The following is a 25,092-nucleotide window of genomic DNA, read 5'->3' as shown; positions in this document are numbered from 1 at the left end:
CATATATTGTGCTATACTGGTAAGGTTGATAATCTCAACCCTTGGTGCTTAACTTCTTTCACCAAGCATATTTTACGCGGGAAACCGCTAAAGGAGAAAACATGAAAAAATTAACTGTTCGTGATATGGCAGATATCGCTATTGTCGCTGCTATTTATGTGGTTTTAACCACTACCCCACCGCTGAATGCCATTAGCTATGGCGCCTACCAGTTCCGTATTTCAGAGATGATGAATTTCTTAGCCTTTTACAATCCAAAATACATCATCGCTGTGACGATTGGTTGTATGATTGCAAATTTCTTTAGCTTTGGTCCAATAGATGTCTTTGTCGGTGGGGGCTCTACCCTAGTTTTCCTAAGCCTAGGTGTATGGCTCTTTAGCAAGTACAAGAAAGACTATCTGTTTAATGGTTTGATTCGAAAAGATCATTTCTTCTTTTCAATCCTCTTCTCTATTTCAATGATTACCATTGCAGCAGAACTCTATATTGTTGCAGAAGCCCCATTCTTCTTCACATGGTTCTCTACGGGAATTGGTGAGTTTGCATCACTCATCGTAGGTGCTATTTTAATCGGAAAATTAGGACGCCGAATCGATCTAACAAGATAAGAAGTTTATAAGCTAGATTCTTGATAAATCTAGCTTTTTTCATTCCATAAATTAAAAGAGAGCGCTTGACAAGAACTAGGAACTATAGTATACTTTTTAGGTAAGCTGATTTAGCTCAGTTGGCAGAGCGCATCCATGGTAAGGATGAGGTCGCCGGTTCAATCCCGGCAATTAGCATGATAGAAACGAAATAACCTTGGGAAACCAAGGTTTTTCTTATACACCTGTGTAAATGAAGCTAAAGAGCTTTGGCTGTTGACAAAAGTGACTCTATCTAGTAGAATAGTAGATGCGATGAGTCGATAGGTAGTCTTCGGACTACTATTGAGCATAAGGAGGTCATAACGCAGGAGCGGACCTTGATGAGTTGTGTGAACCTGCTCATCACATGAAGATGCCTCTTAGTCCCTGGTCGAATGGCTAGGGATTTTTAGTTTTCAGAAAATATAGTCTAAAAGTGCTTTTCAATTTCTGGAAAAAGTAGTATAATACATCTATTATAGAAATTTTTAGAAAATTCCGAAAGAGGTTAGTTATGGGATATACAGTTGCTGTAGTCGGCGCGACAGGTGCTGTCGGAGCTCAGATGATAAAAATGTTGGAAGAATCAACACTTCCAATCGATAAAATCCGTTACCTTGCTTCTGCACGTTCAGCAGGCAAGACTTTGAAATTTAAAGACCAAGATATTACGATTGAAGAAACAACTGAGACAGCTTTTGAGGGTGTTGATATTGCACTCTTCTCAGCAGGTGGTTCGACATCTGCTAAGTATGCTCCCTACGCAGTTAAGGCTGGTGCTGTAGTGGTTGATAACACATCTTACTTCCGTCAAAACCCAGATGTACCATTGGTTGTCCCAGAGGTCAATGCCCATGCACTTGATGCCCACAACGGAATCATTGCCTGCCCTAACTGTTCAACTATCCAAATGATGGTAGCTCTTGAGCCCGTTCGTCAAAAATGGGGCTTGGATCGTATCATTGTCTCAACTTACCAAGCCGTTTCAGGTGCTGGTATGGGAGCGATTCTTGAAACACAACGGGAACTTCGTGAAGTCTTGAATGATGGTGTGAATCCACGTGATTTGCATGCGGAAATCTTGCCTTCAGGTGGTGACAAAAAACACTATCCTATCGCCTTCAACGCACTTCCACAAATCGATGTCTTTACTGACAATGATTACACTTATGAAGAGATGAAGATGACCAAGGAAACTAAAAAAATCATGGAAGATGACAGCATTGCAGTATCTGCAACCTGTGTACGTATCCCAGTCTTGTCCGCTCACTCTGAGTCTGTTTACATTGAAACAAAAGAAGTGGCACCAATCGAAGAAGTCAAAGCAGCCATCGCAGCTTTTCCAGGTGCTGTTCTTGAGGATGACGTAGCGCACCAAATCTATCCTCAAGCCGTCAATGCAGTTGGTTCACGTGATACTTTTGTTGGTCGTATCCGTAAAGACTTGGATGCAGAAAAAGGAATTCACATGTGGGTTGTTTCAGATAACCTTCTCAAAGGTGCTGCTTGGAACTCAGTTCAGATTGCAGAAACGCTTCACGAACGTGGATTGGTTCGTCCAACAGCTGAATTGAAATTTGAATTAAAATAGTCATATCTTTTAGGAGTTCAGATGAACTCCTTCTTTGAAATAGAGAGGTATTCTCATGTCTTATCAAGATTTAAAAGAGTGTAAAATCATTACAGCCTTTATTACCCCTTTCCACGAGGATGGTTCCATCAACTTTGATGCCATTCCAGCCTTGATTGAGCATTTATTGGCCCATCATACAGATGGAATTCTTCTAGCTGGGACGACTGCTGAGAGTCCAACCTTGACTCACGATGAAGAGTTGGAACTCTTTGCAGCTGTACAAAAGATTGTCAATGGACGCGTTCCTTTGATTGCGGGTGTAGGTACCAATGATACACGTGACTCGATCGAGTTTGTCAAAGAAGTCGCAGACTTTGGTGGCTTCGCTGCTGGACTTGCTATCGTACCATACTACAACAAACCTTCACAAGAAGGAATGTATCAGCACTTTAAGGCTATTGCAGATGCTTCTGACTTGCCTATTATCATCTATAACATTCCAGGGCGTGTAGTTGTTGAATTAACTCCAGAAACCATGCTTCGTTTGGCTGATCATCCAAATATTATCGGTGTTAAAGAATGTACCAGCTTGGCCAATATGGCTTACTTGATTGAGCACAAACCAGAAGAGTTCTTGGTCTATACTGGTGAGGATGGAGATGCTTTCCATGCTATGAACCTTGGTGCAGATGGGGTTATTTCTGTTGCCTCTCATACAAATGGAGATGAAATGCACGAGATGTTGACTGCCATTGCGGAGAGTGATATGAAAAAAGCAGCAGCTATTCAACGTAAATTTATTCCTAAGGTCAATGCCCTCTTCTCTTATCCAAGTCCTGCTCCGGTTAAGGCTGTTTTGAACTATATGGGATTTGAAGCTGGACCAACTCGATTACCTCTAGTTCCAGCACCAGAAGAAGATGCTAAACGCATTATCAAAGTTGTCGTAGATGGCGACTACGAAGCGACTAAGGCAACCGTAACAGGTGTCCTTAGACCAGATTACTAATAAAGACAATAAAATCCATGACCGAATGAACTATCATGGATTTTTCTTATTTTCCTAAACAGAACTGGCTAAAGAGTTGGGTGATGAGTTCATCAGGTGCGGCATCCCCAGTGATTTCTCCGAGAATTTCCCAAGTACGAGTCAAGTCAACTTGAAGCAAATCAACTGGCATCCCCAGTTCCAGTCCTTCATTAACTGCTTGTAGGCTTTCAACGGCCTTTTCAATCAAGGAAATGTGACGGGCGTTTGACAAGTAAGTGGCATCTTGCTCGACCAAACCAGCATTTTCAAAGAAGCGGTTGTTGATTCTCTCTTCAATCTTATCGATATTTTGGTTTTTAAGAATAGAAATGCGGATGACATCTTCAGGGAGTTCCGAAGTTTCAATCGCTTCAGGAAGATCAGTTTTATTAAGAAGAATAATGCGGTTGGTATCTTGGCTGATTTCTAAGAGTTGGCGATCTTGGGCGGTCAGTGGTTCACTGGCATTTAGTACTAGTAGTACCAAGTCAGCTTCCTTGAGGGCTTTTCTAGAACGTTCGACACCGATTTGTTCCACGATATCATCTGTATCCCGGATACCAGCTGTATCAATCAATTTGAGAGGAACCCCGTTAATGTTGACGTATTCTTCGATGACATCGCGTGTCGTACCAGCGATGTCTGTTACGATGGCCTTATCTTCACGAAGGAGGTTATTGAGGAGGCTGGATTTTCCAACGTTGGGACGGCCGATAATGGCAGTTGAAATTCCCTCACGAAGGATCTTACCGCGACGAGCTGTTCTAAGGAGATTAATTAGCAATTGCTCAAACTCCATAGTCTTCTCGCGGACAACAGCAGTAGTAGCTTCCTCAACATCGTCATACTCAGGATAGTCGATATTGACCTCAACTTGGGCAAGTGTATTGAGGATTTCTTGGCGAGTATTATTAATGAGGTCAGAAAGAGAACCGTCCAATTGTTTGACTGCAATGTTCATGGCCTTGTCAGTCTTGGCACGGATGATGTCCATCACCGCCTCAGCCTGTGTCAAGTCCACACGACCGTTTAGAAAGGCGCGCTTGGTAAATTCACCAGGTTCCGCCAACCGAGCTCCTTCACGTATAGCTAGCTGAAGAATTTCATTGGTTACTGCAATCCCACCGTGGGTGTTAATCTCGATAATATCCTCACGAGTGAAGGTTTTGGGAGACTTCATAGCCCCAACCATAACCTCGTCCATGACCTTACCAGTTTGAGGGTCAACGATATGACCGTAGTTGAGAGTGTGGCTAGCAACCTGACTCAAGTCTTTACCTTTAAAGATTTTTTGTGCAATGGCAAAACTATCTGTTCCGCTCAGGCGGACAATACCAATGGCTCCTTCACCTAGTGGAGTAGAAATCGCAGCGATGGTATCAAATTCACGTGTAATCATAATGTTTCCTTTAATTAATAGCTCTTTTCTTGGAAATATTTCCAAGTCTCTTTTCAAATTGTAACAAAATTAGACTATTTCTTCAATGGATGCTACTTGGAGATTGAAAAAGCCTAAGCAATTCTGCTTAAGCTAGTTTATTTGGTGCGCATTTCCCCTTGTGGGAAGTAAGTTCCTTCTGGCATGTCGTTGATGATGACATGAACGGCTGATTGAGGGGCTCCAGTATTACGAACAACAGCTTCCGTTACTTCCTTAGCCAGAGCTTTCTTTTGCTCGAGCGTGCGTCCTTCAAATAAATCGATGCGTACAAATGGCATAATAGCTTCCTCCAGTAGTTTTTGATTTCTTCTATTTTACCACATTTTGCCGTTTAAAGCTTCAGAAAATTATGATATACTAGAATGTAGCAAAAATTTAGAATGGACGTGAATTAGAAGCATGGCACAGTTGTATTATCGTTATGGGACCATGAACTCTGGTAAGACGATTGAGATTCTCAAGGTGGCCTATAACTACGAGGAGCAAGGAAAGGGAGTTGTGATTATGACTTCGGCTCTGGATACGCGTGACGGTGTTGGCTATGTGTCGAGTCGAATCGGTATGAAACGCCCAGCCATTGCGATTGAGGAAACGACGGATATCTTTGGTTATATCCGAGACTTACCTGAGAAACCATACTGTGTGCTAGTCGATGAGGCTCAGTTTCTCAAGCGTCACCATGTTTATGACCTAGCTCGTGTTGTTGATGAGCTAGACATACCTGTCATGGCTTTTGGTTTGAAGAATGACTTTCGCAATGACTTGTTCGAAGGTTCAAAATACCTCTTGCTCTTAGCAGACAAGATTGAAGAAATCAAGACCATCTGTCAGTACTGTAAGAAAAAGGCGACTATGGTGTTGCGTACGCACGATGGACTGCCCATTTATGATGGCGAACAAATTCAAATTGGTGGCAATGAAACCTATATCTCAGTCTGCCGTAAACATTATTTTGCCCCTGAAATCAATAAGGAGAATAAAGAAAAATGAACATCTATGATCAACTACAAGCTGTAGAGGACCGTTATGAAGAATTAGGAGAATTGCTCAGTGACCCTGATGTCGTTTCGGACACCAAGCGTTTCATGGAGCTTTCAAAAGAAGAGGCTTCAACTCGAGATACGGTAACAGCCTACCGTGAGTACAAACAAGTCCTTCAAAACATCGTCGACGCTGAAGAGATGATTAAGGAATCAGGTGGAGATGCGGACTTGGAGGAAATGGCCAAGCAAGAACTCAAAGATGCCAAGGCTGAAAAAGAAGAATACGAAGAAAAACTCAAAATCTTGCTCCTTCCAAAGGATCCAAACGATGATAAGAACATCATCCTTGAAATTCGGGGAGCAGCGGGTGGTGACGAAGCGGCGCTTTTCGCTGGAGATTTGCTAACCATGTACCAAAAGTATGCTGAAGCCCAAGGCTGGCGCTTTGAAGTCATGGAAGCTTCTATGAACGGTGTCGGTGGTTTCAAAGAAGTGGTTGCCATGGTTTCAGGTCAATCTGTATATTCTAAACTTAAGTACGAATCAGGTGCCCACCGTGTGCAACGTGTCCCTGTGACAGAAAGCCAAGGCCGTGTCCATACATCAACTGCGACAGTCCTTGTCATGCCTGAAGTGGAAGAAGTAGAATACGATATTGATCCAAAAGACCTTCGTGTTGACATCTACCACGCATCAGGTGCTGGTGGACAGAACGTCAACAAGGTTGCGACTGCTGTTCGTATCGTTCACTTGCCAACCAATATCAAGGTTGAGATGCAGGAAGAACGTACCCAGCAGAAAAACCGTGAGAAGGCCATGAAAATCATCCGTGCGCGTGTTGCTGACCACTTTGCACAAATTGCCCAGGATGAACAAGACGCTGAGCGTAAGTCTACTATTGGTACTGGTGACCGTTCAGAACGTATCCGTACTTACAATTTCCCACAAAACCGTGTCACAGACCACCGTATTGGCTTGACCCTCCAAAAACTAGATACGATTTTATCCGGTAAATTGGATGAAGTTGTGGATGCTTTGGTTCTTTATGACCAAACACAAAAATTAGAAGAATTAAACAAATAATGAAATTAGCTCAATTATTTTCAGATTTTGAAGAAGAGTTGATAAGACAAGGAGAGGAAGCAGAAAGCCTCTCTTTTGTCTATCGTAGCTTAAAAAATCTCTCTTTTACGGACTTTGTCTTTGCTCTTCAACAAGAGGTAACAGAGGAAGAAAAACAATTTGTAGAAGAAATTTACCAGCAGTTAGTGGCTCACAAACCGGCACAGTACATCATTGGTCACGCAGATTTTTTTGGAATGCAGTTAAAAGTAGATGAGCGGGTTTTGATTCCTCGTCCAGAAACAGAAGAGTTGGTGGAACTCATCCTAGCCGAAAATCTTGAGACGAACCTTTCAGTTCTTGATATCGGAACAGGTAGTGGCGCCATAGCTCTTGGATTAGCAAAAAACAGACCAGATTGGTCAGTGACAGCAGCAGATATTTCCCAAGATGCCTTAGAGCTTGCATCAGAGAATGCTAGAAATCAAAATCTTAATATATTTTTTAAAAAATCTGATTGTTTTGCAGAAATTTCTGAAAAATATGATATAATTGTATCCAATCCACCCTATATCTCTCGTGAAGATGAGTCAGAGGTTGGTTTGAATGTTTTACATTCGGAGCCTCATCTAGCTCTCTTTGCAGATGAGGATGGCCTAGCTATTTATCGTAGAATTGCGGAAGATGCAAAAGACTATTTCACAGATGGTGGTAAGATTTACCTTGAAATTGGATACAAGCAAGGTCAAAGTGTTCCTGCGCTTTTTAGGAAACATCTTCCTGAAAAACGAGTACGAACACTCAAGGACCAATTTGGTCAAGATAGGATGGTTGTAGTTGATGATGGACAGAATTAGACAAGAGTTGGAAAAGGGCGGGGCAGTCGTTTTACCTACCGAGACAGTTTATGGTCTCTTTGCTAAGGCCTTAGACGAAAAAGCTGTCGACCATGTTTACCAACTCAAACGTCGTCCCAGAGATAAGGCACTCAATCTTAATGTCGCTTCTCTAGAGGACATCTTACACTTTTCAAAGAATCAGCCAACTTATCTAGAAAAACTTGTAGAGACCTTTTTACCAGGTCCCTTGACCATTATCCTCGAAGCCAATGACCGAGTTCCCTATTGGGTCAACTCTGGTCTTGCAACGGTGGGATTTCGGATGCCGAGTCACCCCATTACACTTGATTTGATTCGAGAGACAGGACCCTTGATTGGGCCGTCTGCCAATATCTCGGGTCAGGCGAGTGGAGTGACCTTTGCTCAAATTCTAGAGGATTTTGATCAAGAGGTTCTGGGTCTGGAGGACGACGCTTTTCTAACTGGACAGGATTCGACTATTTTGGATTTGTCTGGAGACAAGGTGAAAATCTTACGCCAGGGGGCGATTAAGCGAGAAGATATTCTTGCTCGGTTGCCAGAGATTTCTTTTGAGGAGGAATGAGATGCTAAGAGATTTGCAAGAAACAGATGTGAATGCTATATGTGAGATCAACCAAGAGGCTTTGGGTTATTCTTTTAGTCCAGAGGATACAGCTAGTCAACTAACTAAATTATCTCAGGATTCCCATCATTTCCTACTTGGTTATGAGGATGTAGCCAGTCATGCCTTACTTGGTTATATCCACGCTGAGGTCTATGAATCCCTCTATTCCAAAGCAGGATTTAATATCTTAGGCTTAGCGGTTTCGCCTCAAGCACAAGGGCAAGGTATTGGTAAAAGCTTATTACAAGGGTTGGAGGAAGAAGCAAAAAGACGTGGATATGAGTTTATCCGCTTAAACTCTGCCGATCATCGTCTGGGAGCTCATGCATTTTATGAAAAAGTTGGTTATACTTGTGATAAAGTGCAGAAACGGTTTATTCGCATCTTTTAGTTTATTTTCTTACACTAAAGGACCTGTCACACTATAAAGGAGAAGACCTATGATTTTTGACAAAGATGATTTTAAAGCATACGATGCTGATCTCTGGAATGCTATTGCCAAAGAAGAAGAACGCCAACAAAACAACATCGAGTTGATTGCTTCGGAAAACGTGGTTTCCAAGGCTGTTATGGCAGCTCAAGGGTCTATCTTGACAAACAAATATGCCGAGGGTTACCCAGGACGCCGTTATTATGGTGGAACTGATGTAGTAGACGTGGTAGAAACTCTAGCTATTGAACGTGCAAAAGAAATTTTCGGTGCTAAATTCGCCAATGTTCAACCTCACTCAGGAAGCCAAGCCAACTGTGCGGCTTACATGGCCTTGATTGAGCCAGGTGATACCGTTATGGGGATGGATTTGGCAGCGGGTGGGCACTTGACTCACGGAGCTCCTGTCAGTTTCTCAGGTCAAACATACAACTTTGTGTCATATAGTGTGGATCCTGAAACGGAACTCTTGGACTTTGATGCTATCTTGAAACAAGCTCAAGAAGTAAAACCAAAATTAATTGTAGCAGGTGCTTCAGCCTATTCTCAAATTATCGACTTCTCAAAATTCCGTGAAATCGCGGATGCTGTTGGGGCTAAGCTTATGGTAGATATGGCCCATATCGCTGGTTTGGTTGCAGCTGGTCTTCACCCAAGTCCAGTGCCATACGCTCATATCACGACAACAACGACCCACAAAACTCTTCGTGGACCTCGTGGTGGCTTGATCTTGACAAATGATGAGGATCTAGCTAAGAAAATCAACTCAGCTATTTTCCCTGGTATTCAAGGTGGTCCTTTGGAGCATGTTGTGGCGGCTAAGGCGGTTTCCTTCAAAGAAGTTTTGGATCCAGCCTTCAAGGAATATGCTGCTAATGTCATCAAAAACAGCAAGGCTATGGTTGAAGTCTTCTTGCAAGACCCTGATTTCCGTATCATTTCTGGTGGTACTGAAAATCACCTCTTCCTAGTGGATGTGACTAAGGTTGTAGAAAACGGAAAAGTTGCTCAAAACTTGCTGGATGAAGTTAATATTACCCTAAATAAAAACTCAATCCCATACGAAACCTTGTCACCATTCAAGACAAGTGGGATTCGTATCGGATCTGCAGCCATCACTGCACGTGGATTTGGTGAGGAAGAAAGCCGTAAAGTGGCTGAGCTCATCATTAAAACCCTTAAGAATGCAGAAAATGAAGCTGTCTTAGAAGAAGTGAGAAGTGAAGTCAAAGCGTTGACAGATGCCTTCCCACTATACGAGGACTAAAACTTTTATGGACATTTATATTAAGAAAGCTATTATCCATCAGTTCAGCCCAGACGATACTGAGTTGTTCTTAGCGGATAAGTTTCTCAATATCACTCCAAAAATCGAAGAATACCTGCGCAAAAAAATCGAACGTGTGTATTCAGATGAAGCTAAGACTGGGATTTTCGAAGAAGAAAATCCCTTCTTCAATCACATCACAGACGATTTGTTGGAGACATCAGTAACACTGGCTAATCTCTGGAAAAAGGAGTTTAGTATTTCTGAAAATCTCAAGACCAATGACTTGGTTTTTGTTCAGTTTTCTAAAGAAGGCGTTGAACATTTTGCTTTCTTGCGAATTGCTCTACGTGAGACCTTGACTCACCTTGGTGGAGAAGTTGATAACCCAATCAAGCTAACTCAGAATAACCTTCCTGGATTTGGAACGGGGGCTGATGAGGCCTTGGTGGTCAATCTTCAAAGTCGCAAGTACCATCTCATCGAAAAACGCATCAAGTACAATGGGACTTTTTTGAACTATTTTTCAGATAATCTCTTAGCTGTTGCTCCTAAGATTTCGCCAAAAAAATCCATCAAGGAACTGGAAAAAACGGCCCAGAGAATTGCTGAATCTTTTAACACAGATGATTTTCAATTTCAATCCAAGGTCAAATCAGCGATTTTCAACAATCTTGAAGAAAACAATGAGTTGTCTCCTGAGAAATTGGCTAATGACCTTTTTGACAACAATCTGACAGCTCGTTTGAGCTTTATCGACCAAGTAAAGGAAGCCGTACCAGAACCAGTCCAGTTCGATGAAATTGATGCCAGTCGTCAGCTCAAGAAATTTGAAAACCAAAAGCTTTCCTTGTCAAATGGAATCGAGCTCATCGTTCCCAATAACGTCTATCAAGACGCAGAATCGGTCGAGTTTATCCAAAATGACAATGGAACCTACTCTATCTTAATCAAAAATATCGAGGATATTCAAAGTAAATAATGTTTAAATTTATAAGAAGAGTGCTTGTGCTAGCAGTCTTCCTTTTCGCAGGATATAAAGCTTATCATATCCATCAGGATGTTAAACAAGTCATGACCTACCAACCCATGGTTCGAGAAATCTTGAGTGAAAAAGATACTCCAGCCAATGAAGAGTTGGTGCTTGCCATGATTTATACCGAAACAAAAGGAAAAGAAGGGGATGTCATGCAGTCTAGTGAGTCTGCAAGTGGCTCAACCAACACCATCAATGACAATGCCTCCAGTATTCGTCAAGGGATTCAAACTCTAACAGATAACCTCTATCTGGCTCAGAGCAAGGGGGTAGATATCTGGACTGCCGTTCAAGCCTATAATTTTGGACCTGCCTATATAGACTTTATCGCTCAGAATGGCAAGAAAAATACACTAGCGCTGGCCAAGCGTTATTCCCGTGAGACTGTTGCCCCAATCCTTGGCAATACCACTGGAAAGACCTATAGTTATATTCACCCTATTTCTATCTTTCACGGAGCTGAACTCTATGTAAATGGTGGAAACTATTACTATTCTAGACAGGTACAACTGAACCTTTATATCATAAAATGTTTCACTTTCTTTTCGACATCTGGTTAGACCAGGTGTTTTTTCACTATAAGTTTTCTTTAAGATTGTTTTATTAATCTAGAAAGGTAAAGGAGGGAATATCCCATGAGAAAGAAATTCTTTCTAATAAGTGCTGTAGTATTGTGGGCCGCAACAGCTATGACGAGCGTCCACGCAGCAACCGATGTTCAAAAAGTAATCGATGAAACCTATGTACAACCTGAATATGTTCTAGGTTCTTCTCTATCTGAAGACCAGAAAAATCAAACTCTTAGCAAACTTGGCTATGACGCATCAAAAGACACCAAAGATATCAAAACTATGACACCTGATATCTATTCGAAAATTATGAATGTGGCTAATGATGCTAGTCTACAGCTCTATTCATCAGCCAAGATTCAAAAGCTAGGTGATAAGTCGCCTCTAGAGGTCAAGATTGAAACGCCTGAAAATATCACCAAGGTGACGCAAGATATGTACCGTAACGCAGCAGTGACGCTGGGAGTGGAGCATGCAAAAATCACAGTTGCAGCACCCATTCCAGTTACAGGAGAGAGCGCCCTAGCAGGTATTTACTACTCGTTAGAGGCCAACGGTGCCAAAGTACCGCAAGCCAATAAAGACTTGGCTCAAGAGGAGCTAAAAGCCTTATCAGATATCAATGCTGAAAACAAGGACAAATCAGGCTACGATGCCAATAAACTCAATGTCGCTTTGGCAGATATCAAGGCAGGAATCGCAAAGGCAAAAGAAGCCAAAGGCAATCTAACAGAAGAAGATGTCCGCAAAATCGTTGAAGACACACTAAAAAACTACAAACTGGATCAGGTTATAACAGGAAACCAGGTCAATATCATCATCAATTTTGCACTTAATCTCTCAAAGAGTGACATTTTGAACAATGCTGATTTCACTAAAACCCTAAATGACCTCAAGGAAAGTATTGTCTCTCAAGCTGGAGATAGCTTTAAAAATATCAACCTCAACTTTGATGCCAATAAAGCGCTAGAAGACGGGGGCAACTTCTTTAGCTCCCTTTGGCAAGCCATTGTCAACTTCTTTAAGAGTTTTGGTGCTTAGGTCATTTCATGATATAATAGATGGTAACAGAAATGTTGCCGTCTTTTTTTGTCGGCCGATAGAAAGTGAAAAATATGTTAAAGAAAAATGATATTGTAGAAGTTGAAATTGTCGATTTGACCCATGAAGGTGCAGGGGTTGCTAAGGTAGATGGTTTGGTTTTCTTTGTAGAAAATGCTCTACCAACTGAGAAAATCCTCATGCGAGTCCTTAAAGTCAATAAAAAGATCGGCTATGGAAAAGTTGAAGAATACCTTACTTACTCTCCACATCGTAACCAAGACCTTGACCTAGCTTATCTACGCTCAGGTATCGCTGATTTGGGGCATCTTGCTTATCCAGAGCAGCTCAAGTTTAAAACCAAGCAAGTCAAAGACAGTCTCTACAAGATTGCTGGTATTACAGATGTAGAGGTTGCTGAAACACTTGGTATGGAGAATCCTGTCAAGTATCGAAATAAGGCACAGGTGCCCGTTCGTCGAGTGAATGGTATCTTGGAAACTGGATTTTTCCGTAAAAATTCGCATGACCTCATGCCTCTTGAAGATTTCTTTATCCAGGATCCTGTTATTGACCAAGTCGTAGTAGTTCTACGCGATTTGCTTCGTCGTTTTGATTTAAAACCTTATGACGAAAAGGAACAGTCTGGCTTGATTCGAAATCTTGTGGTGCGTCGTGGTCACTATTCAGGACAAATCATGGTCATTTTAGTAACAACTCGTCCGAAAGTTTTTCGAGTAGAGCAGTTGATTGAACAACTCATCAAGCAGTTTCCAGAGATTGTGTCTGTCATGCAAAATATCAACGATCAGAGCACCAATGCGATTTTTGGCAAGAAGTGGAAGACTCTTTATGGTCAAGACTATATTACGGACCAGATGTTGGGAAATGACTTCCAAATCGCTGGCCCAGCCTTTTACCAGGTCAATACTGAAATGGCAGAGAAGCTTTATCAGACAGCTATTGATTTTGCAGGATTAAAAGTAGATGATGTGGTGATCGATGCCTACTCAGGGATTGGAACGATTGGATTGTCCGTTGCGAAGCATGTCAAAGAAGTCTACGGTGTTGAAGTGATTCCAGAAGCAGTGGAGAATAGCCAGAAGAATGCTACATTAAATAATATCACAAATGCCCACTATGTCTGTGATACTGCTGAAAATGCTATGAAGAATTGGCTCAAGGAAGGTATCCAACCAACCGTTATCTTGGTTGATCCTCCACGTAAGGGATTGACTGAGAGCTTTATCAAAGCAAGCGCTCAAACAGGAGTAGACCGTATTGCTTATATCTCTTGTAATGTCGCAACCATGGTGCGTGATATCAAACTCTACCAAGAATTGGGTTATGAATTGAAGAAAGTCCAGCCGGTGGATCTATTTCCGCAGACGCATCATGTTGAGTGTGTGAGCTTGTTAGTGAAACGCAGTTAATTCTCAAAAGGTTCACCCAAACCTTTTGAGTCCCACAAACGCATCATGTTGAGGCGGTATCACTGCTTGTACGAGCTGAAGCATCAGCGAAGTAGGAGTAGATGCTCCGCCCATGGGATAGGACTCGTAGAATGAGGAGGGAAACCGACGAAATGATACGGTAAGTCCGAACCGCTGAGTGCATGGCTCTGCTCTTCCGAGCTGAGACAGTCGAAAAGTAGAAGGGGATGGTATTGGTATCAATCAATGAGTAACAAAGTAACAGCATGATTCGAAACATTTGCTTGTAATTTTCGGAGGAACATCAATATGGATGGAATAACAAAAGATTCTATAAAAACGGCTAAACTAATAAAACAATTATGGCCCCAATTGACCGATAAAGAAGCTTTTGATGAAGTAAAAAAATATACGAATGGCAAAAATACTGCAATCTTTACTGAAGTTGAAGGTGATACAATTGTAGGTCTAGCACTATGTTCACTCAGATTTGATTATGTTGAAGGTTGTAAATATAGTCCTGTTGGATTCTTAGAAGGGATTATTGTCGACGAGGAATATCGTTTAAAGAATATTGCTAAAAATCTCTGTACAAAATGTGAGGAATGGGCGAAAAATAAAGGATGTAAGGAATTTGCAAGTGACTGTACTTTAACGAATACGGATTCTATAAGATTTCATCTCAATATTGGATTTCAGGAGGCAAATAGAATTATTCACTTTAAGAAGAAATTATAATTTAGAAACGTGAATAAACTTGTTTAAATTTTATGTCTCTTTAGAAAGTGTGTTAACTTGAAAGAACAAATTTTTTTGATGGGTGGGAATCCCCCAATAACGAAATATAGCATTGTTGATAAAATTGTATTATCAAGCAAGATTGAAAGAATTGTTATTTTTACAGTTTTTCGAGATAATTGGCAACCCTATATGAAAAAGTACACGGAAGTTTTCCAAAGTCAATTTCCTAATCTAAACACTGATTACTTACTTTTGGACACTGAGCAGATTGATTTTGATAGCTATTTAGATGCTGATCTAATCATCATTGGTGGAGGAAATACGGAAAAATATATAGCTACTTATGTCAATCAGGAGTTCAAAAATTATATCGATCATATGCTTAATAAAGGGGCAAAAGTTATAGGTTTTTCTGCAGGAGCCCTATTATTAGGAGAAAAAGTCTATGTCTCACCTAATGATAATTCAGATCATCAGATAAAGATAAAAAATGGATTAGGACTCTTTAGTCAGTTTTTAATTAGTGTCCATTATGATTCCTGGAATGATAAAGCTAATAAGGATAGAGCAGAAGAACTCGTCAGTGTTCCCATAATTCCACTAAATGATCATTCCTGTCTTGTATTGGATAGACTTGGAAACATTATTGAGAAAATTGACTAGTTTTAATCATGCGAATCTGAATCTACGAAACTAAAGTATTGACGAAATGAATAGTGAAAAGCCTTGATTGTAAGGCTTTTTTGTGTTTTTATGATAGAATATAGGTAGTTATAATCGATAGCAACTAATAAGCAGTAAAAATATCATTCATAAAATAATCAAGATTAGGAAGAAAAAAATGACAGAAATTGATAAAAGGAATTTAAAAAATTATCTTTATTGTACATTTGGAATTACTTATATAGCTTGGGGGCTTCTTGCCATATTTACGCAATCTTATATTTTGGGATTAGAGACATTTATAGGAAGAATATTACATATAGTTGGTGCACTTGGACCAGCTATTGCAAGTGGCTTTTATTTAAAAAGTAATAATATAAAATTTAAACATTTTTTATTTAATAAGATAGAAAATAGTAGTATTTATTTCATTTATCATATGTTAGCAATTTTGATACTATTTTCTGTATCTTCCTTAGAATTAAACGGAGTATCAATTTATCTGATGCCATTATTCTTTATACAACTAATTTTTTTGGGTGGTGGACATGAAGAATTAGGATGGAGAGGAATATTACAACCATTACTTGATAAAAAATATACTTATTGGCAATCTAATTTGATTGTAGGATCAATTTGGGGAATATGGCATCTGCCTTTATGGTTTATGGTTGGAGAAAGTCATCAAGGATTTCCTTTTATTTTATTTTTTATATATACATTATTTTTAAGTTTTGTTTTAGGGCTTCTTTACCGTCAAACGAAATCTGTGGGATACTGTGTATTATTTCATGCATTCGCAAATTTGTTAAATCTCTATTTTGTGTTAAAAATTAATCTTATTTTTATTATCATTTTTATTGGTTATTTGATTTATACTATATTGGCGAGTAATAGAATTAGTAAGGAAACAACATTTTAAAATTTAGATCAGGATATCCATTATTGAAAGTAACGTGTGGTCATTCTAGATAATCAATGTTAGAGACTGTTCTATTTGATGAGACATCACTGCTTGTACGAGCTGATTAAATAAGGGTGTAGCTAGTAAAAGTCCTACAGTAAGGAGTTTAAACATGAAATTCCATGAATTTGGTGATAAGAATTTGCCTCCTATTTTACTGATACATGGTGGTGGAAGTTCTTGGTGGAATTATCTTCGTCAAGCACGAATCTTGTCAGAAGAATACCGTATTATTCTACCCACTTTGAATGGCCACGGCGAGGAATATCAACTTGATTATGTTTCTACTGAAGATTCTGCTTTGGAGATTCTAGACTATATCAAAGCAAACTGTGGTGGGAAATTGTTTGCAATCGGTGGTGTTTCACTTGGTGGTCAAATTGCCATGGAGCTTTTGTCTTTAGACAGTGAAATTGCTGAGAAGGCCATCATAGATGGAAGCCTCTGTATTCCTCAACCAAGGTTAGCTAAAATCAGCATCTTTCTAGTGTCTATATTTGGTAAACTGATGTTCAATAAAATCTCTTGCAAACTTCAGTTAAGCATGATGAACAAACTCTATCCTAAACTGGCTTATCCAGAGGAAATAAAAGCTTATTATTTGGAGGATTTGCCAAGGACCCCTGTCAAAACATTGGTGACCATTTACAAAAACTATATGGGATGTTACAAGCTGAAAGATATGATTTCTGCTAGCAAGGCTCAGGTTCTGTATATTTATTGTGAAAAAGAATTGAACTGTGTGAAAGAATCAGCGAAATTATTTCATCAACTACATTCAAATACAATTTTGTATGAAGCAAAGGGCTATAACCACGGCTATTTATCAGCTTACCTGCCTTATGAGTGGATTGATTTGGTGGTGCCATTTTTAAAGAGTGACTCATTAGAAATGTGTAACGAATCTGATATGCCATAAGGAGGAATACCATGCTAGGAGCAATTATTGGAGATATTGTAGGTTCAGTTTACGAATGGAACAATATCAAAACGAAGGATTTTCATTTATTTCGGGAAGACTGCTTTTTTACAGATGATACGGTAAGTCCGAACCGCTGAGTGTGTGAGTTTGTTAGTGAAACGTAGTTAATCCTCAAAATAAAGAAACTAAAACTCCATTATTTTGAGATGAAAACCTAAACTGACTTTAAGGAGTGTTATATTGATAGAAAGCAGACCTGAGTTTGATAAAATCACATCCTTTGATGAATTTAATAAATACTATTGGTATCGGGATGAACTTTCACAGATATGCAAGTCATTAGGGCTTGAATATAGAGGTACAAAACAAGAACTGAATGATATTATTGAGCAGTACTTTAAGGGTAATTTGATTAAAAAATCATCAATAAAAAGGAATAAGAAACGAGTCGAAGTCCTTACCTTAAATACTCCCTTACTTGAATGTGGATTCTCCTTTAATGCATACTTTAGAGAATATTTCTCAACTTTAACAGATGTTTCGCCCTTTAAATTTACTGCTGATATGGCTACAGCTTGGAGAAAAGTAAAAAGAGAAAATGATTTGAGTTTTACAATCCAAGATATGCTAAAAGTTTATTATGGAAATTCAGATTATGCTAAGTATGATCATTCGGTTTGTCAATGGAATCAGTTTTTAAAGGATTTCTGTGCAGACGAAAATAGTGGTAACTACTCGAATAAACTAAAAGTAGCTTCTATTCTTTGGAAAGAAGTTCGAGACTCAAAGAAAGAAAAAGTTTATTCAAAAAAACTTTTGACTGAATATGCTGATAGAATAGACGAGTATGAAAAGTAGAAATGTCAGTCTCAACCAATAGTTTGTAAGGAGGAATACCATGCTAGGAGCAATTGTTGGAGACATTGTGGGTTCAGTTTACGAATGGGACAATATTAAAACGAAAGACTTTCCATTATTTCGTGAGAATTGTTTTTTCACTGATGATACGGTTATGACCTGTGCTGTTGCAGAAGCTATTATGAATGGCGGTCAGAAGGATGACTTTATTGACGCCATGAAAAAATATGGTAGGATGTATCCCGATGCAGGTTACGGTGCAAGATTTGGGAATTGGGTTGATGGCGACGATCGAGAACCTTATAATAGCTTTGGAAATGGCTCAGCAATGCGTGTTTCTCCATGTGCCTGGACCATGGATTGTAGTTTCTGTGCACGAACGGGAGTCTGGCCGTCCAGAAGAGCAGTTGCACGACTTTCTGCAGAGGTGACTCATAACCATCCAGAGGGTGTCAAAGGAGCTATGGCGACGTCTGATACTATATTTATGTGTCGTTATTACTTCGGAGGTTACAGTGGTGACTATGGAAAACCGATCAACGATAATCCTACAGAGTGTAAGAGACTTATCAAGGAGCATATAGAACAAGAGTATGGATATAATCTTTCACAAACACTAGATGAAATTCGTCCTACTTATCGTTTCAATGAAACTTGCCAGAATACGGTACCTCAAGCTATCATTGCCTTTCTTGAAAGTACAGACTTTGAGGACGCTATCAGAAATGCTATCTCTATTGGTGGGGATAGCGATACTCTTGCTGCCATCACAGGAAGTATTGCAGAAGCTGCTTATGGTATACCTGATTGGATTAAAGACAAAGCCTATACCTATCTAGATGAGCCTTTAAAAGATGTGCTCAGACGATGGGAGAAAGAAGTTTCGATATCATAACGGATACTAATTAGTCAGTATTAAACTCTGAAAAATAAGATTAAGGAAGTTGAGCAAATACTAGGGTAAAGAGTTATCACCTTTTGAGAAGAAAAGGCAGAAACAAACTTAACCAAGTCATGAGCTTGACCACTGAAAAACAGCAAAGCGACGAGATAACAAATAAACTCGTCACTTTTTTCTTTTAAATTAATGGTGTAATTAATCCATTTTGCTTTATTCAGCTATTTACTCAGATTTTTGTTTATTCATTAGTAAAATGCATGTTATTACTGCTATACAAGTTAGCAGAATCAAATACCATAGATTTGTAAGTCGAAGCCCTTTATCTAACATCAAGAAGAATCTCATAAAAAATATAGACTTGATGAATTGGTGAGCTTGTTTTCTATTTCAAAAGGTTATTTGGTCCAATAATAAATATCTGATATGTGAGTGGAAACGTGTTATAATTGAGGATGAGATAAGAGGAGGTAAGCCGGTGAAATTTTTAGCAATCAATCCTATTTAGTAAAAAAGAATGCTTGAACCTCTATCCTCACGTGTTAAATATATTAGTTTGCTAAAAAACTATCATCTATCCAAATATTGGAAGGATTAATGATGTATCTATTAGAATTGTACCAAAACAATTATTCAAAGGATTTAGTCTTATTTGAGACTTTAGAAGAAGGACGGGAATTTGTAACTCGAATCCCTGGGTATACATTAGAAAACGAAGATGGTTTTGAAGTGGAATATTTTAATTCAAAAAATCTACCGGATTATATGGAGATTGTCTTTAACGGGAATATTGTCCCTTTATCTAGGTTTTCGTTTAATTCTGAGGAAAATGTGGACATTATTTGGAAAGAGGTTTCGAATCTATCCTTTAAAAACGATAAAGTGATCGAAGGAGCTACAAAAGTAGACGCGTATGTCGTTAACAACGATGAAGTGAAAGCTTACGTCGAAGTCAGAGAAGCAAACTTCCGCAAGGCAAAAGCTTTCTTAGAAAGCAAAGGGTACGAAGTCGACAGAAGCTTTTTCGGAAGTGAAGACGGTGAAGCGATTGTCTACAGAAAACGCGACACCGAAGATTGGCACTTCCTATGTCACTTAGACCCGTTGTTTGTAGAGATTGAAGATGTCGAAGGATATGTGAAAGAAGCGATGTAAGATATTCAATAGTCAACCAAAGTTCTTTGTGAGTGTATGCTACTGCTTTAGTAGACGGATTGAGCAGTAAAGAGAAAACATCTAGCACTATCTAGCTTCTTAAGGAGAAATATCTATCATGAAAATGGAAATCGGGAAAACCTATCTTGTAAAAAAAGATATTTTTGGTTTAACAAAAGATGAACTTTGGACCTTAGTTGACAAGGGTTATCAGGCTTATTTTGGTGAACATAATTTCGTATTTGTCAATGATGATAAAGTGAAGGTATTTGCAGTTTTGAAAGATGGTTCAGAAGAAGATATGCAAATCTACCATCATCTGGATGACTATTTTGAAGAAGTTAATCGTGAGAATTTCTAAAGAATGTGAGATGAAAGTTGTATCTGTGAGTTTTAAACTTTGCTTAGACCCAATCTATCACTACCAAGTACAGGGAATTAATTTTGGGATAGACGTCCTTACAGAGGTTTTTCCGATTATCAAAAAGATCTAGACTGAGATAAAGGTAAGGGCCCGTTGGTTAGGTCTTTTTTCTGTTTATGTAGTATAATAAAAGGTGTAGGGATTCAATTTTTTAATAGGATTATTCTAAGAACGAAAACCATCTAGAAAGAGAAAAAATATGAAGCAATCACTTGAATTTTTAAGAGAAAGAATCACCGATAAGATGCCCTTAGAGGAAATGGTAGCAATCTTTGAAGACTTGTGTCGTGAGCCCATTGAGGATGAGATGATTTTATTTGAAACGGGGACATTTACAGCTATATCTGATAAGCCAATGTTTCAACTATCCTTAGTAAGACAAGCCTCAAATGAAGATGAAGAGTTTTATCAGGTTCACCTCGATATTTTCTATGAAGCATGTCAAGAGAATGAAATATTTCATGAATCGATCTGGGATGAAGATTTAGAGGAAAATATCTTTGATTACATTAGAGCTTCAGAGGTGTTTGCCTATGCTAAAGAGCAGGAATACCAAGCGATCAAAATTTATATGGACCAAACTTGAGATGGTTAGTTAAAGTAAGAAAATCTAATGACAGGAGAACAATAAATGAATAAAATTATGGTGATTATTAATCCAACATCTGGAGGTGAAAAAGCTCTGGATTATAAGGCCAAACTGGAGAATAAAGCCAAAGATTATTTTGAGCACGTGGAAACTAAAATTACCGAAAAAGCGCAAGACGCAACAAACTTTGCTGAAGAAGCTGCTCGAGAGCATTATGATGCTGTTCTTGTTTTTGGTGGAGATGGGACTGTCAATGAAGTAATTTCTGGTATCGCTGAAAAAGACTATATTCCTAAACTGGCGATTATCCCAGGAGGAACTGGAAATCTCATTACGAAACTATTAGAAATCTCTCAGGATATTGATAGTGCTATTGACGAGCTTGATTTCAGTTCTACAAACAAGATTGATATTGGAAAATCAAATGGAAATTATTTTGGTTATATCTTTAGTATTGGCTCTTTGCCAGAAGCTATCCACAACGTTGGAATAGAAGATAAAACAAAGTTTGGTATGCTCGCCTATGCGATTAATACCATGAAGTCTGTGGTTACAGATCAAGCATTTAACATTAAAGTTGAGACTGATAATGGTAATTACATCGGCCCAGCCAGTCATGTTTTAGTTCTCCTCACAAATTATTTCGCTGACAAAAAAATCTTTGATGAAGACAAGGATGGTTATGCTAATATTTTGATTCTAAAAGATGCGTCAATTCTTACTAAATTGTCAGTTATCCCTGATTTATTAAAAGGGGATGTTGTCGTAAATGACAATATCGAGTATCTGAAAGCTCGACATATAAAACTCTCTTCAGATAGTGAATTGGAAACGGATGTTGATGGTGACAAATCCGATAATCTACCTGTAGAAATCAAGGTACTAGGTCAGCATATCGAAGTATATTCTCAACCGAAAGAATAAGAATTTTTTAACAGAGGGAAACATACACGTGAGTATCTAGATAAACCATTTTCATGAATAGTTAGAATAGCTCTCATACAAAAACAAGTTGTTGAAGATAAGGAGTAGATATATGGAATTAAAAGATTTTACTGAGAAAGAACAAGAGATGATTAAGCAAGGATTGACAACATCTGAGATTAGCGATAAGGAAACCGCTGCGAAAATCCTTGCCCTAGTACCTCAGGAATGGATCAAACGCATTCCCTTTTTCGTGCGAAAACACGCAACAACTCGGACAATAAAGCGTATTTCTATCGAACATCCAGAGCTCTACGCAGTTGCCAAGAGAAGTGGTGAGATTCCTGAGAAGGAAAGAGAAGAATTGCGCCAAATTCTGACAGGTATTTTCCAAGAAAAAATGAACAAGCATAAGATTAAGTAGTTTTTAATCATTTACTTAATCTTATACTTGCTCGTATTGAAATGATACTATCTTATTCCCACATACTGTGTTGAGCTCTAACACCATAACGATCTATGGAACCATCTGAATTGAACTTGGCTTCAATCCTGTATCTTTTCCAGAGGTCGTAATCTGCCGTTTGAATGGTTAGGATGTAGTTTGAGTCCGTCTCAGCGACATTGTAATCAGCAGGATTGACTTCAAAGATATCGATTAATTTTCGTGTTTGAAAATCTTGAAGCTTGAGATTGGCTAGCTTGACATGATTGATGGAAATTTTATCTAGTTGCTTGCTATCCTTAGGTGTTCTGTAATAGGTGATGACGCAGTTTTTGATCTGATCAGTATCTTTACCTGTGGGAGTGAGGCTCATAAAACCAAAGGACTGATTATCCCGCTTGACTTCGAGAAGTTGACCATAGTAGAAGTGGTCGTTTTTAGGATTGGTGATGGAGATCTCTGCGCCTTTATCTCCAAAGATAAAGCCTTGGTCCAAAAGTTCGGAAGCTTTGGTCTCCCCGATGATGACAGTGGTATCTTGAATGGTTACTGGAACTGGTTGAGCTGGAAGACCACTCATCATGATGCAGAACATAAACACATAGCTTGTTAAAAAAACTGTCCCAATAAAAGCATTGGTTGATGCATAGGCATGACTGTTATGAGTGTTTTTTCTTAGAGCTAGTACAACCAATTTGCCGATACTTTTTAAAACCATACTAACAAGCACAATGAAGAATTGTTTTTTCAAACATTCATAAATGGCTTGAGGAAAGCTATTACCATGATAGTAGAAACCAGCCAATACGAGTAGATTTACGATTAAATAGATCAGCAAGAACCAATGAATCTCTTTAAGGGCATTAGCATCAGTGATTTCTTCATAGTCAACGTGAATTCTTCCTTGAATTGCATGCCCAAGTTTATAAATCCATTTGGGAATGTCTTTGCCTTTTTTAACCGCAACTAGAAGTCTGATATAGAGATAGATAGTAAAGGATAAGGATAGAAAGAAAAGAGCATAAAAAATCAAAACAACAGTAGTGAACATTACTATTTCCCCCTATTTAACATTCAATAAAACAATTTCTTAGCTCCATTATAGCATTTTCTAGGGAAATAGAGCTAGAAAGATCCGTATAATACTAACTGATTCAAAGGAGTAAAATCATGGGAATGATTGCCAATTATCAATATTTATCAGACAATGAATTAGAACAAATAAAAGGTCTTTCCAATCAAGAAGATGACCTGTTAGATTTTGCAGAGGATTCCGCTGATAGTCATGATATCTTACTAGATATTGACAAAATGTGGGATGCTCTTCTCTTTGTCATGACAGGATTTAGTAGTTCAGAATTTTTGGATGACAATCCCTTGAGAGAAGCGGTTTTAGGAGTGACTCCTCTAGAGGATGTATCTGAATATATGGCCTATACTGAAAAAAACAAGATAGCTGAGATCGTAGAAGCTTTAGAAAATTTTGACATGGACAGAGCCTTGGCAGACTTTAGTATGGAAGCATGCAAGAAAGCTGACTTGTATCCTGATATTTGGGATTATCTTGAGGAAGAGGAAGAAATCAAGGATGATATTTTAACCTGCTTTGTCAAAATGAAAGACTTTTACAAGGAAATCTTAAACCATAAGGGGAATGTCTTAGTGACTATTTGTTAAGGTTTTATGTCATCCATTAGGAAGGTGGCCAGATGAATCCATATTTACAAGAATATATCACCCGGACAAGGGAATACCATGCTGATGAATTAGCTAAGTCTGAGGATTTAGAGGCGAAGAAAGTCTTAGTTGACCTCTATGAACAATTGGGTCTCTACACCAGTGCCTATAGCTTATTTACCGAAATCTTAGACAAACCTGATCGAAAACAGATAAAGAAACTGAGCCGTTTACAAGAAATGAGTCAGAGTCATGGCGATCGTTTTGCTCTTCCTCGTCCTTTAAGAAAAGAAGAGAAGAAGCAAAGACAGAAGCTATTGCAGTCTTTGCCACATTTTATCTATCATCCAGACCCTTTAGCTACAGGTTCATTTGTTGAAGGAGAAGCCAAGGTTTGTCCATCTTGTGGGAAAGAAAGCAATGTTTATTATGCTCTTAGACCCTATAGTATTGAAGAGATAGAACATCTCTGCCCAACTTGCATTGCAAACGGTCAAGCAGCCAAAAAATTCGATGCGGAATTTATCCAAGATGCCGAGTGGCAGGGTGAATTGGATCCAGAAAAGAATCAGCTACTTTTTTGTCAGACCCCAGGATACTCTAGTTGGCAGGGAGAATATTGGCTTTCTTGTTGCCAAGATTACTGTGCTTACTTGGGTACAGTTGGAACTCGAGAATTGAAAGATTTGGGAATCGCTGAGCAAGTCTTGGCAGACTATGAAGCGTGTGAAGAATATCAAGAGGTAGAAGACTACTTGGTCAAAGACGGGCCTATCTGTGGTTATTTGTTTAGATGTCTACATTGTCAAAAATACCAGATCTGGGTTGATGCAGATTAAATCGAAATGTG

General features: G+C 38.9%; 31 protein-coding genes, 1 tRNA gene and 1 riboswitch. Of the genes, 28 read left to right on the top strand and 4 right to left on the bottom strand.

The window, feature by feature from the left end:
• Window positions 1-7: 7 nt before the first annotated feature.
• Window positions 8-104, top strand: a riboswitch (PreQ1 riboswitch).
• From DB729_RS05930 to dapA, 4 genes are all read left to right on the top strand, one after another.
• Window positions 102-611 (top strand): QueT transporter family protein, encoded by a 510-nt coding sequence (locus DB729_RS05930; RefSeq protein WP_109289995.1) that lies wholly within the window; start codon window positions 102-104, stop codon window positions 609-611. It overlaps the preceding riboswitch by 3 nt.
• Window positions 612-715: 104 nt before the next feature.
• A tRNA-Thr gene (locus DB729_RS05925) sits at window positions 716-788 on the top strand.
• A gap of 358 nt (window positions 789-1,146) precedes the next feature.
• Window positions 1,147-2,223 carry an aspartate-semialdehyde dehydrogenase gene (locus DB729_RS05920; RefSeq protein WP_109289996.1) on the top strand — a complete coding sequence of 359 codons (1,077 nt, stop codon included), beginning with the start codon at window positions 1,147-1,149 and terminating at the stop codon, window positions 2,221-2,223.
• Window positions 2,224-2,278: 55 nt separating this feature from the next.
• The gene (dapA, locus tag DB729_RS05915; protein ID WP_000121604.1) at window positions 2,279-3,214 is read left to right on the top strand and encodes a 4-hydroxy-tetrahydrodipicolinate synthase; all 936 of its coding nucleotides are present in this window, start codon (window positions 2,279-2,281) and stop codon (window positions 3,212-3,214) included.
• A 46-nt stretch (window positions 3,215-3,260) separates the two neighbouring features.
• On the opposite strand, the gene mnmE is transcribed toward dapA, so the two are convergent.
• A complete protein-coding gene (gene mnmE, locus DB729_RS05910) occupies window positions 3,261-4,634 on the bottom strand; it encodes a tRNA uridine-5-carboxymethylaminomethyl(34) synthesis GTPase MnmE (RefSeq protein WP_109289997.1) in 1,374 nt (457 codons plus the stop codon).
• 137 nt (window positions 4,635-4,771) lie between these two features.
• Complete coding sequence (locus DB729_RS05905; protein ID WP_001117401.1) at window positions 4,772-4,954, bottom strand: 4-oxalocrotonate tautomerase; 183 nt, start codon at window positions 4,952-4,954, stop codon at window positions 4,772-4,774.
• A 121-nt stretch (window positions 4,955-5,075) separates the two neighbouring features.
• Here DB729_RS05905 and DB729_RS05900 point away from each other — a divergent pair, with 121 nt between their 5' ends.
• The 10 genes from DB729_RS05900 (at window position 5,076) to rlmD (ending at window position 13,982) form a co-directional block, all read left to right on the top strand.
• Entirely contained in the window at window positions 5,076-5,666 is a 591-nt protein-coding gene (locus DB729_RS05900; RefSeq protein ID WP_109289998.1) for a thymidine kinase, read from the top strand.
• The gene (gene prfA, locus DB729_RS05895; RefSeq protein ID WP_001028815.1) at window positions 5,663-6,742 is read left to right on the top strand and encodes a peptide chain release factor 1; all 1,080 of its coding nucleotides are present in this window, start codon (window positions 5,663-5,665) and stop codon (window positions 6,740-6,742) included. The genes DB729_RS05900 and prfA overlap by 4 nt, the downstream gene beginning before the upstream one ends.
• Complete coding sequence (gene prmC, locus DB729_RS05890; RefSeq protein ID WP_109289999.1) at window positions 6,742-7,578, top strand: peptide chain release factor N(5)-glutamine methyltransferase; 837 nt, start codon at window positions 6,742-6,744, stop codon at window positions 7,576-7,578. Before prfA ends, prmC begins: the two co-directional genes overlap by 1 nt.
• A complete protein-coding gene (locus tag DB729_RS05885; RefSeq protein WP_084873038.1) occupies window positions 7,562-8,164 on the top strand; it encodes an L-threonylcarbamoyladenylate synthase in 603 nt (200 codons plus the stop codon). Before prmC ends, DB729_RS05885 begins: the two co-directional genes overlap by 17 nt.
• Window position 8,165: 1 nt before the next feature.
• Window positions 8,166-8,597 carry a GNAT family N-acetyltransferase gene (locus tag DB729_RS05880; protein ID WP_084873040.1) on the top strand — a complete coding sequence of 144 codons (432 nt, stop codon included), beginning with the start codon at window positions 8,166-8,168 and terminating at the stop codon, window positions 8,595-8,597.
• A gap of 49 nt (window positions 8,598-8,646) precedes the next feature.
• Entirely contained in the window at window positions 8,647-9,903 is a 1,257-nt protein-coding gene (gene glyA, locus DB729_RS05875) for a serine hydroxymethyltransferase (RefSeq protein ID WP_000575498.1), read from the top strand.
• A gap of 7 nt (window positions 9,904-9,910) precedes the next feature.
• On the top strand, window positions 9,911-10,885 hold the full coding sequence (locus tag DB729_RS05870) for a nucleoid-associated protein (RefSeq protein ID WP_033584214.1): 975 nt from the start codon (window positions 9,911-9,913) through the stop codon (window positions 10,883-10,885).
• Window positions 10,885-11,499 (top strand): cell wall hydrolase Pmp23, encoded by a 615-nt coding sequence (pmp23, locus tag DB729_RS05865; protein WP_033584216.1) that lies wholly within the window; start codon window positions 10,885-10,887, stop codon window positions 11,497-11,499. The genes DB729_RS05870 and pmp23 overlap by 1 nt, the downstream gene beginning before the upstream one ends.
• Window positions 11,500-11,574: 75 nt before the next feature.
• A complete protein-coding gene (locus DB729_RS05860) occupies window positions 11,575-12,549 on the top strand; it encodes a DUF1002 domain-containing protein (protein ID WP_109290001.1) in 975 nt (324 codons plus the stop codon).
• A gap of 74 nt (window positions 12,550-12,623) precedes the next feature.
• The gene (gene rlmD / locus DB729_RS05855; protein WP_109290002.1) at window positions 12,624-13,982 is read left to right on the top strand and encodes a 23S rRNA (uracil(1939)-C(5))-methyltransferase RlmD; all 1,359 of its coding nucleotides are present in this window, start codon (window positions 12,624-12,626) and stop codon (window positions 13,980-13,982) included.
• A 43-nt stretch (window positions 13,983-14,025) separates the two neighbouring features.
• On the opposite strand, the gene DB729_RS05850 is transcribed toward rlmD, so the two are convergent.
• Window positions 14,026-14,262 (bottom strand): hypothetical protein, encoded by a 237-nt coding sequence (locus DB729_RS05850; RefSeq protein ID WP_125080839.1) that lies wholly within the window; start codon window positions 14,260-14,262, stop codon window positions 14,026-14,028.
• Window positions 14,263-14,291: 29 nt separating this feature from the next.
• Between DB729_RS05850 and aac(6') the strand changes: the two genes are divergently transcribed.
• From aac(6') to DB729_RS05785, 12 genes are all read left to right on the top strand, one after another.
• Entirely contained in the window at window positions 14,292-14,720 is a 429-nt protein-coding gene (aac(6'), locus tag DB729_RS05845) for an aminoglycoside 6'-N-acetyltransferase (protein ID WP_000348725.1), read from the top strand.
• 57 nt (window positions 14,721-14,777) lie between these two features.
• On the top strand, window positions 14,778-15,386 hold the full coding sequence (locus DB729_RS05840) for a Type 1 glutamine amidotransferase-like domain-containing protein (protein ID WP_000662942.1): 609 nt from the start codon (window positions 14,778-14,780) through the stop codon (window positions 15,384-15,386).
• A gap of 178 nt (window positions 15,387-15,564) precedes the next feature.
• Window positions 15,565-16,308, top strand: coding sequence for a CPBP family intramembrane glutamic endopeptidase (locus DB729_RS05835; protein WP_109290003.1), 744 nt, complete (start codon window positions 15,565-15,567; stop codon window positions 16,306-16,308).
• A 154-nt stretch (window positions 16,309-16,462) separates the two neighbouring features.
• Window positions 16,463-17,269 carry an alpha/beta fold hydrolase gene (locus tag DB729_RS05830; protein ID WP_109290004.1) on the top strand — a complete coding sequence of 269 codons (807 nt, stop codon included), beginning with the start codon at window positions 16,463-16,465 and terminating at the stop codon, window positions 17,267-17,269.
• Window positions 17,270-17,280: 11 nt separating this feature from the next.
• Window positions 17,281-17,409 (top strand): ADP-ribosylglycohydrolase, encoded by a 129-nt coding sequence (locus tag DB729_RS05825; RefSeq protein WP_109290005.1) that lies wholly within the window; start codon window positions 17,281-17,283, stop codon window positions 17,407-17,409.
• 103 nt (window positions 17,410-17,512) lie between these two features.
• Window positions 17,513-18,130, top strand: coding sequence for an SAP domain-containing protein (locus DB729_RS05820; protein WP_109290006.1), 618 nt, complete (start codon window positions 17,513-17,515; stop codon window positions 18,128-18,130).
• A 40-nt stretch (window positions 18,131-18,170) separates the two neighbouring features.
• Window positions 18,171-19,025 (top strand): ADP-ribosylglycohydrolase family protein, encoded by an 855-nt coding sequence (locus DB729_RS05815; protein ID WP_109290007.1) that lies wholly within the window; start codon window positions 18,171-18,173, stop codon window positions 19,023-19,025.
• Between the two features lie 603 nt (window positions 19,026-19,628).
• A complete protein-coding gene (locus tag DB729_RS05805; protein ID WP_025169554.1) occupies window positions 19,629-20,183 on the top strand; it encodes a hypothetical protein in 555 nt (184 codons plus the stop codon).
• Between the two features lie 118 nt (window positions 20,184-20,301).
• On the top strand, window positions 20,302-20,544 hold the full coding sequence (locus DB729_RS05800; RefSeq protein ID WP_000781504.1) for a hypothetical protein: 243 nt from the start codon (window positions 20,302-20,304) through the stop codon (window positions 20,542-20,544).
• Window positions 20,545-20,806: 262 nt separating this feature from the next.
• On the top strand, window positions 20,807-21,193 hold the full coding sequence (locus DB729_RS05795) for a hypothetical protein (RefSeq protein WP_033585209.1): 387 nt from the start codon (window positions 20,807-20,809) through the stop codon (window positions 21,191-21,193).
• 45 nt (window positions 21,194-21,238) lie between these two features.
• Window positions 21,239-22,120 carry a diacylglycerol/lipid kinase family protein gene (locus DB729_RS05790; protein WP_033585212.1) on the top strand — a complete coding sequence of 294 codons (882 nt, stop codon included), beginning with the start codon at window positions 21,239-21,241 and terminating at the stop codon, window positions 22,118-22,120.
• 112 nt (window positions 22,121-22,232) lie between these two features.
• On the top strand, window positions 22,233-22,544 hold the full coding sequence (locus DB729_RS05785) for a hypothetical protein (RefSeq protein WP_109290008.1): 312 nt from the start codon (window positions 22,233-22,235) through the stop codon (window positions 22,542-22,544).
• 52 nt (window positions 22,545-22,596) lie between these two features.
• Here DB729_RS05785 and DB729_RS05780 read toward each other — a convergent pair whose 3' ends face one another.
• Entirely contained in the window at window positions 22,597-23,616 is a 1,020-nt protein-coding gene (locus tag DB729_RS05780) for a hypothetical protein (protein WP_109290009.1), read from the bottom strand.
• 119 nt (window positions 23,617-23,735) lie between these two features.
• Here DB729_RS05780 and DB729_RS05775 point away from each other — a divergent pair, with 119 nt between their 5' ends.
• Window positions 23,736-24,242, top strand: a complete 507-nt coding sequence (locus DB729_RS05775; protein WP_109290010.1) for a YfbM family protein — start codon at window positions 23,736-23,738, stop codon at window positions 24,240-24,242.
• Window positions 24,243-24,274: 32 nt separating this feature from the next.
• Window positions 24,275-25,081 carry a CbrC family protein gene (locus DB729_RS05770; RefSeq protein ID WP_109290011.1) on the top strand — a complete coding sequence of 269 codons (807 nt, stop codon included), beginning with the start codon at window positions 24,275-24,277 and terminating at the stop codon, window positions 25,079-25,081.
• The last annotated feature ends 11 nt before the right edge of the window (window positions 25,082-25,092 follow it).

The organism is Streptococcus halitosis (genome assembly GCF_003143695.2).
Lineage (GTDB): Bacteria > Bacillota > Bacilli > Lactobacillales > Streptococcaceae > Streptococcus > Streptococcus halitosis.
Note: the sequence above shows the minus strand (reverse complement) of the source record. Positions and strands in the feature narration are given on the sequence as shown.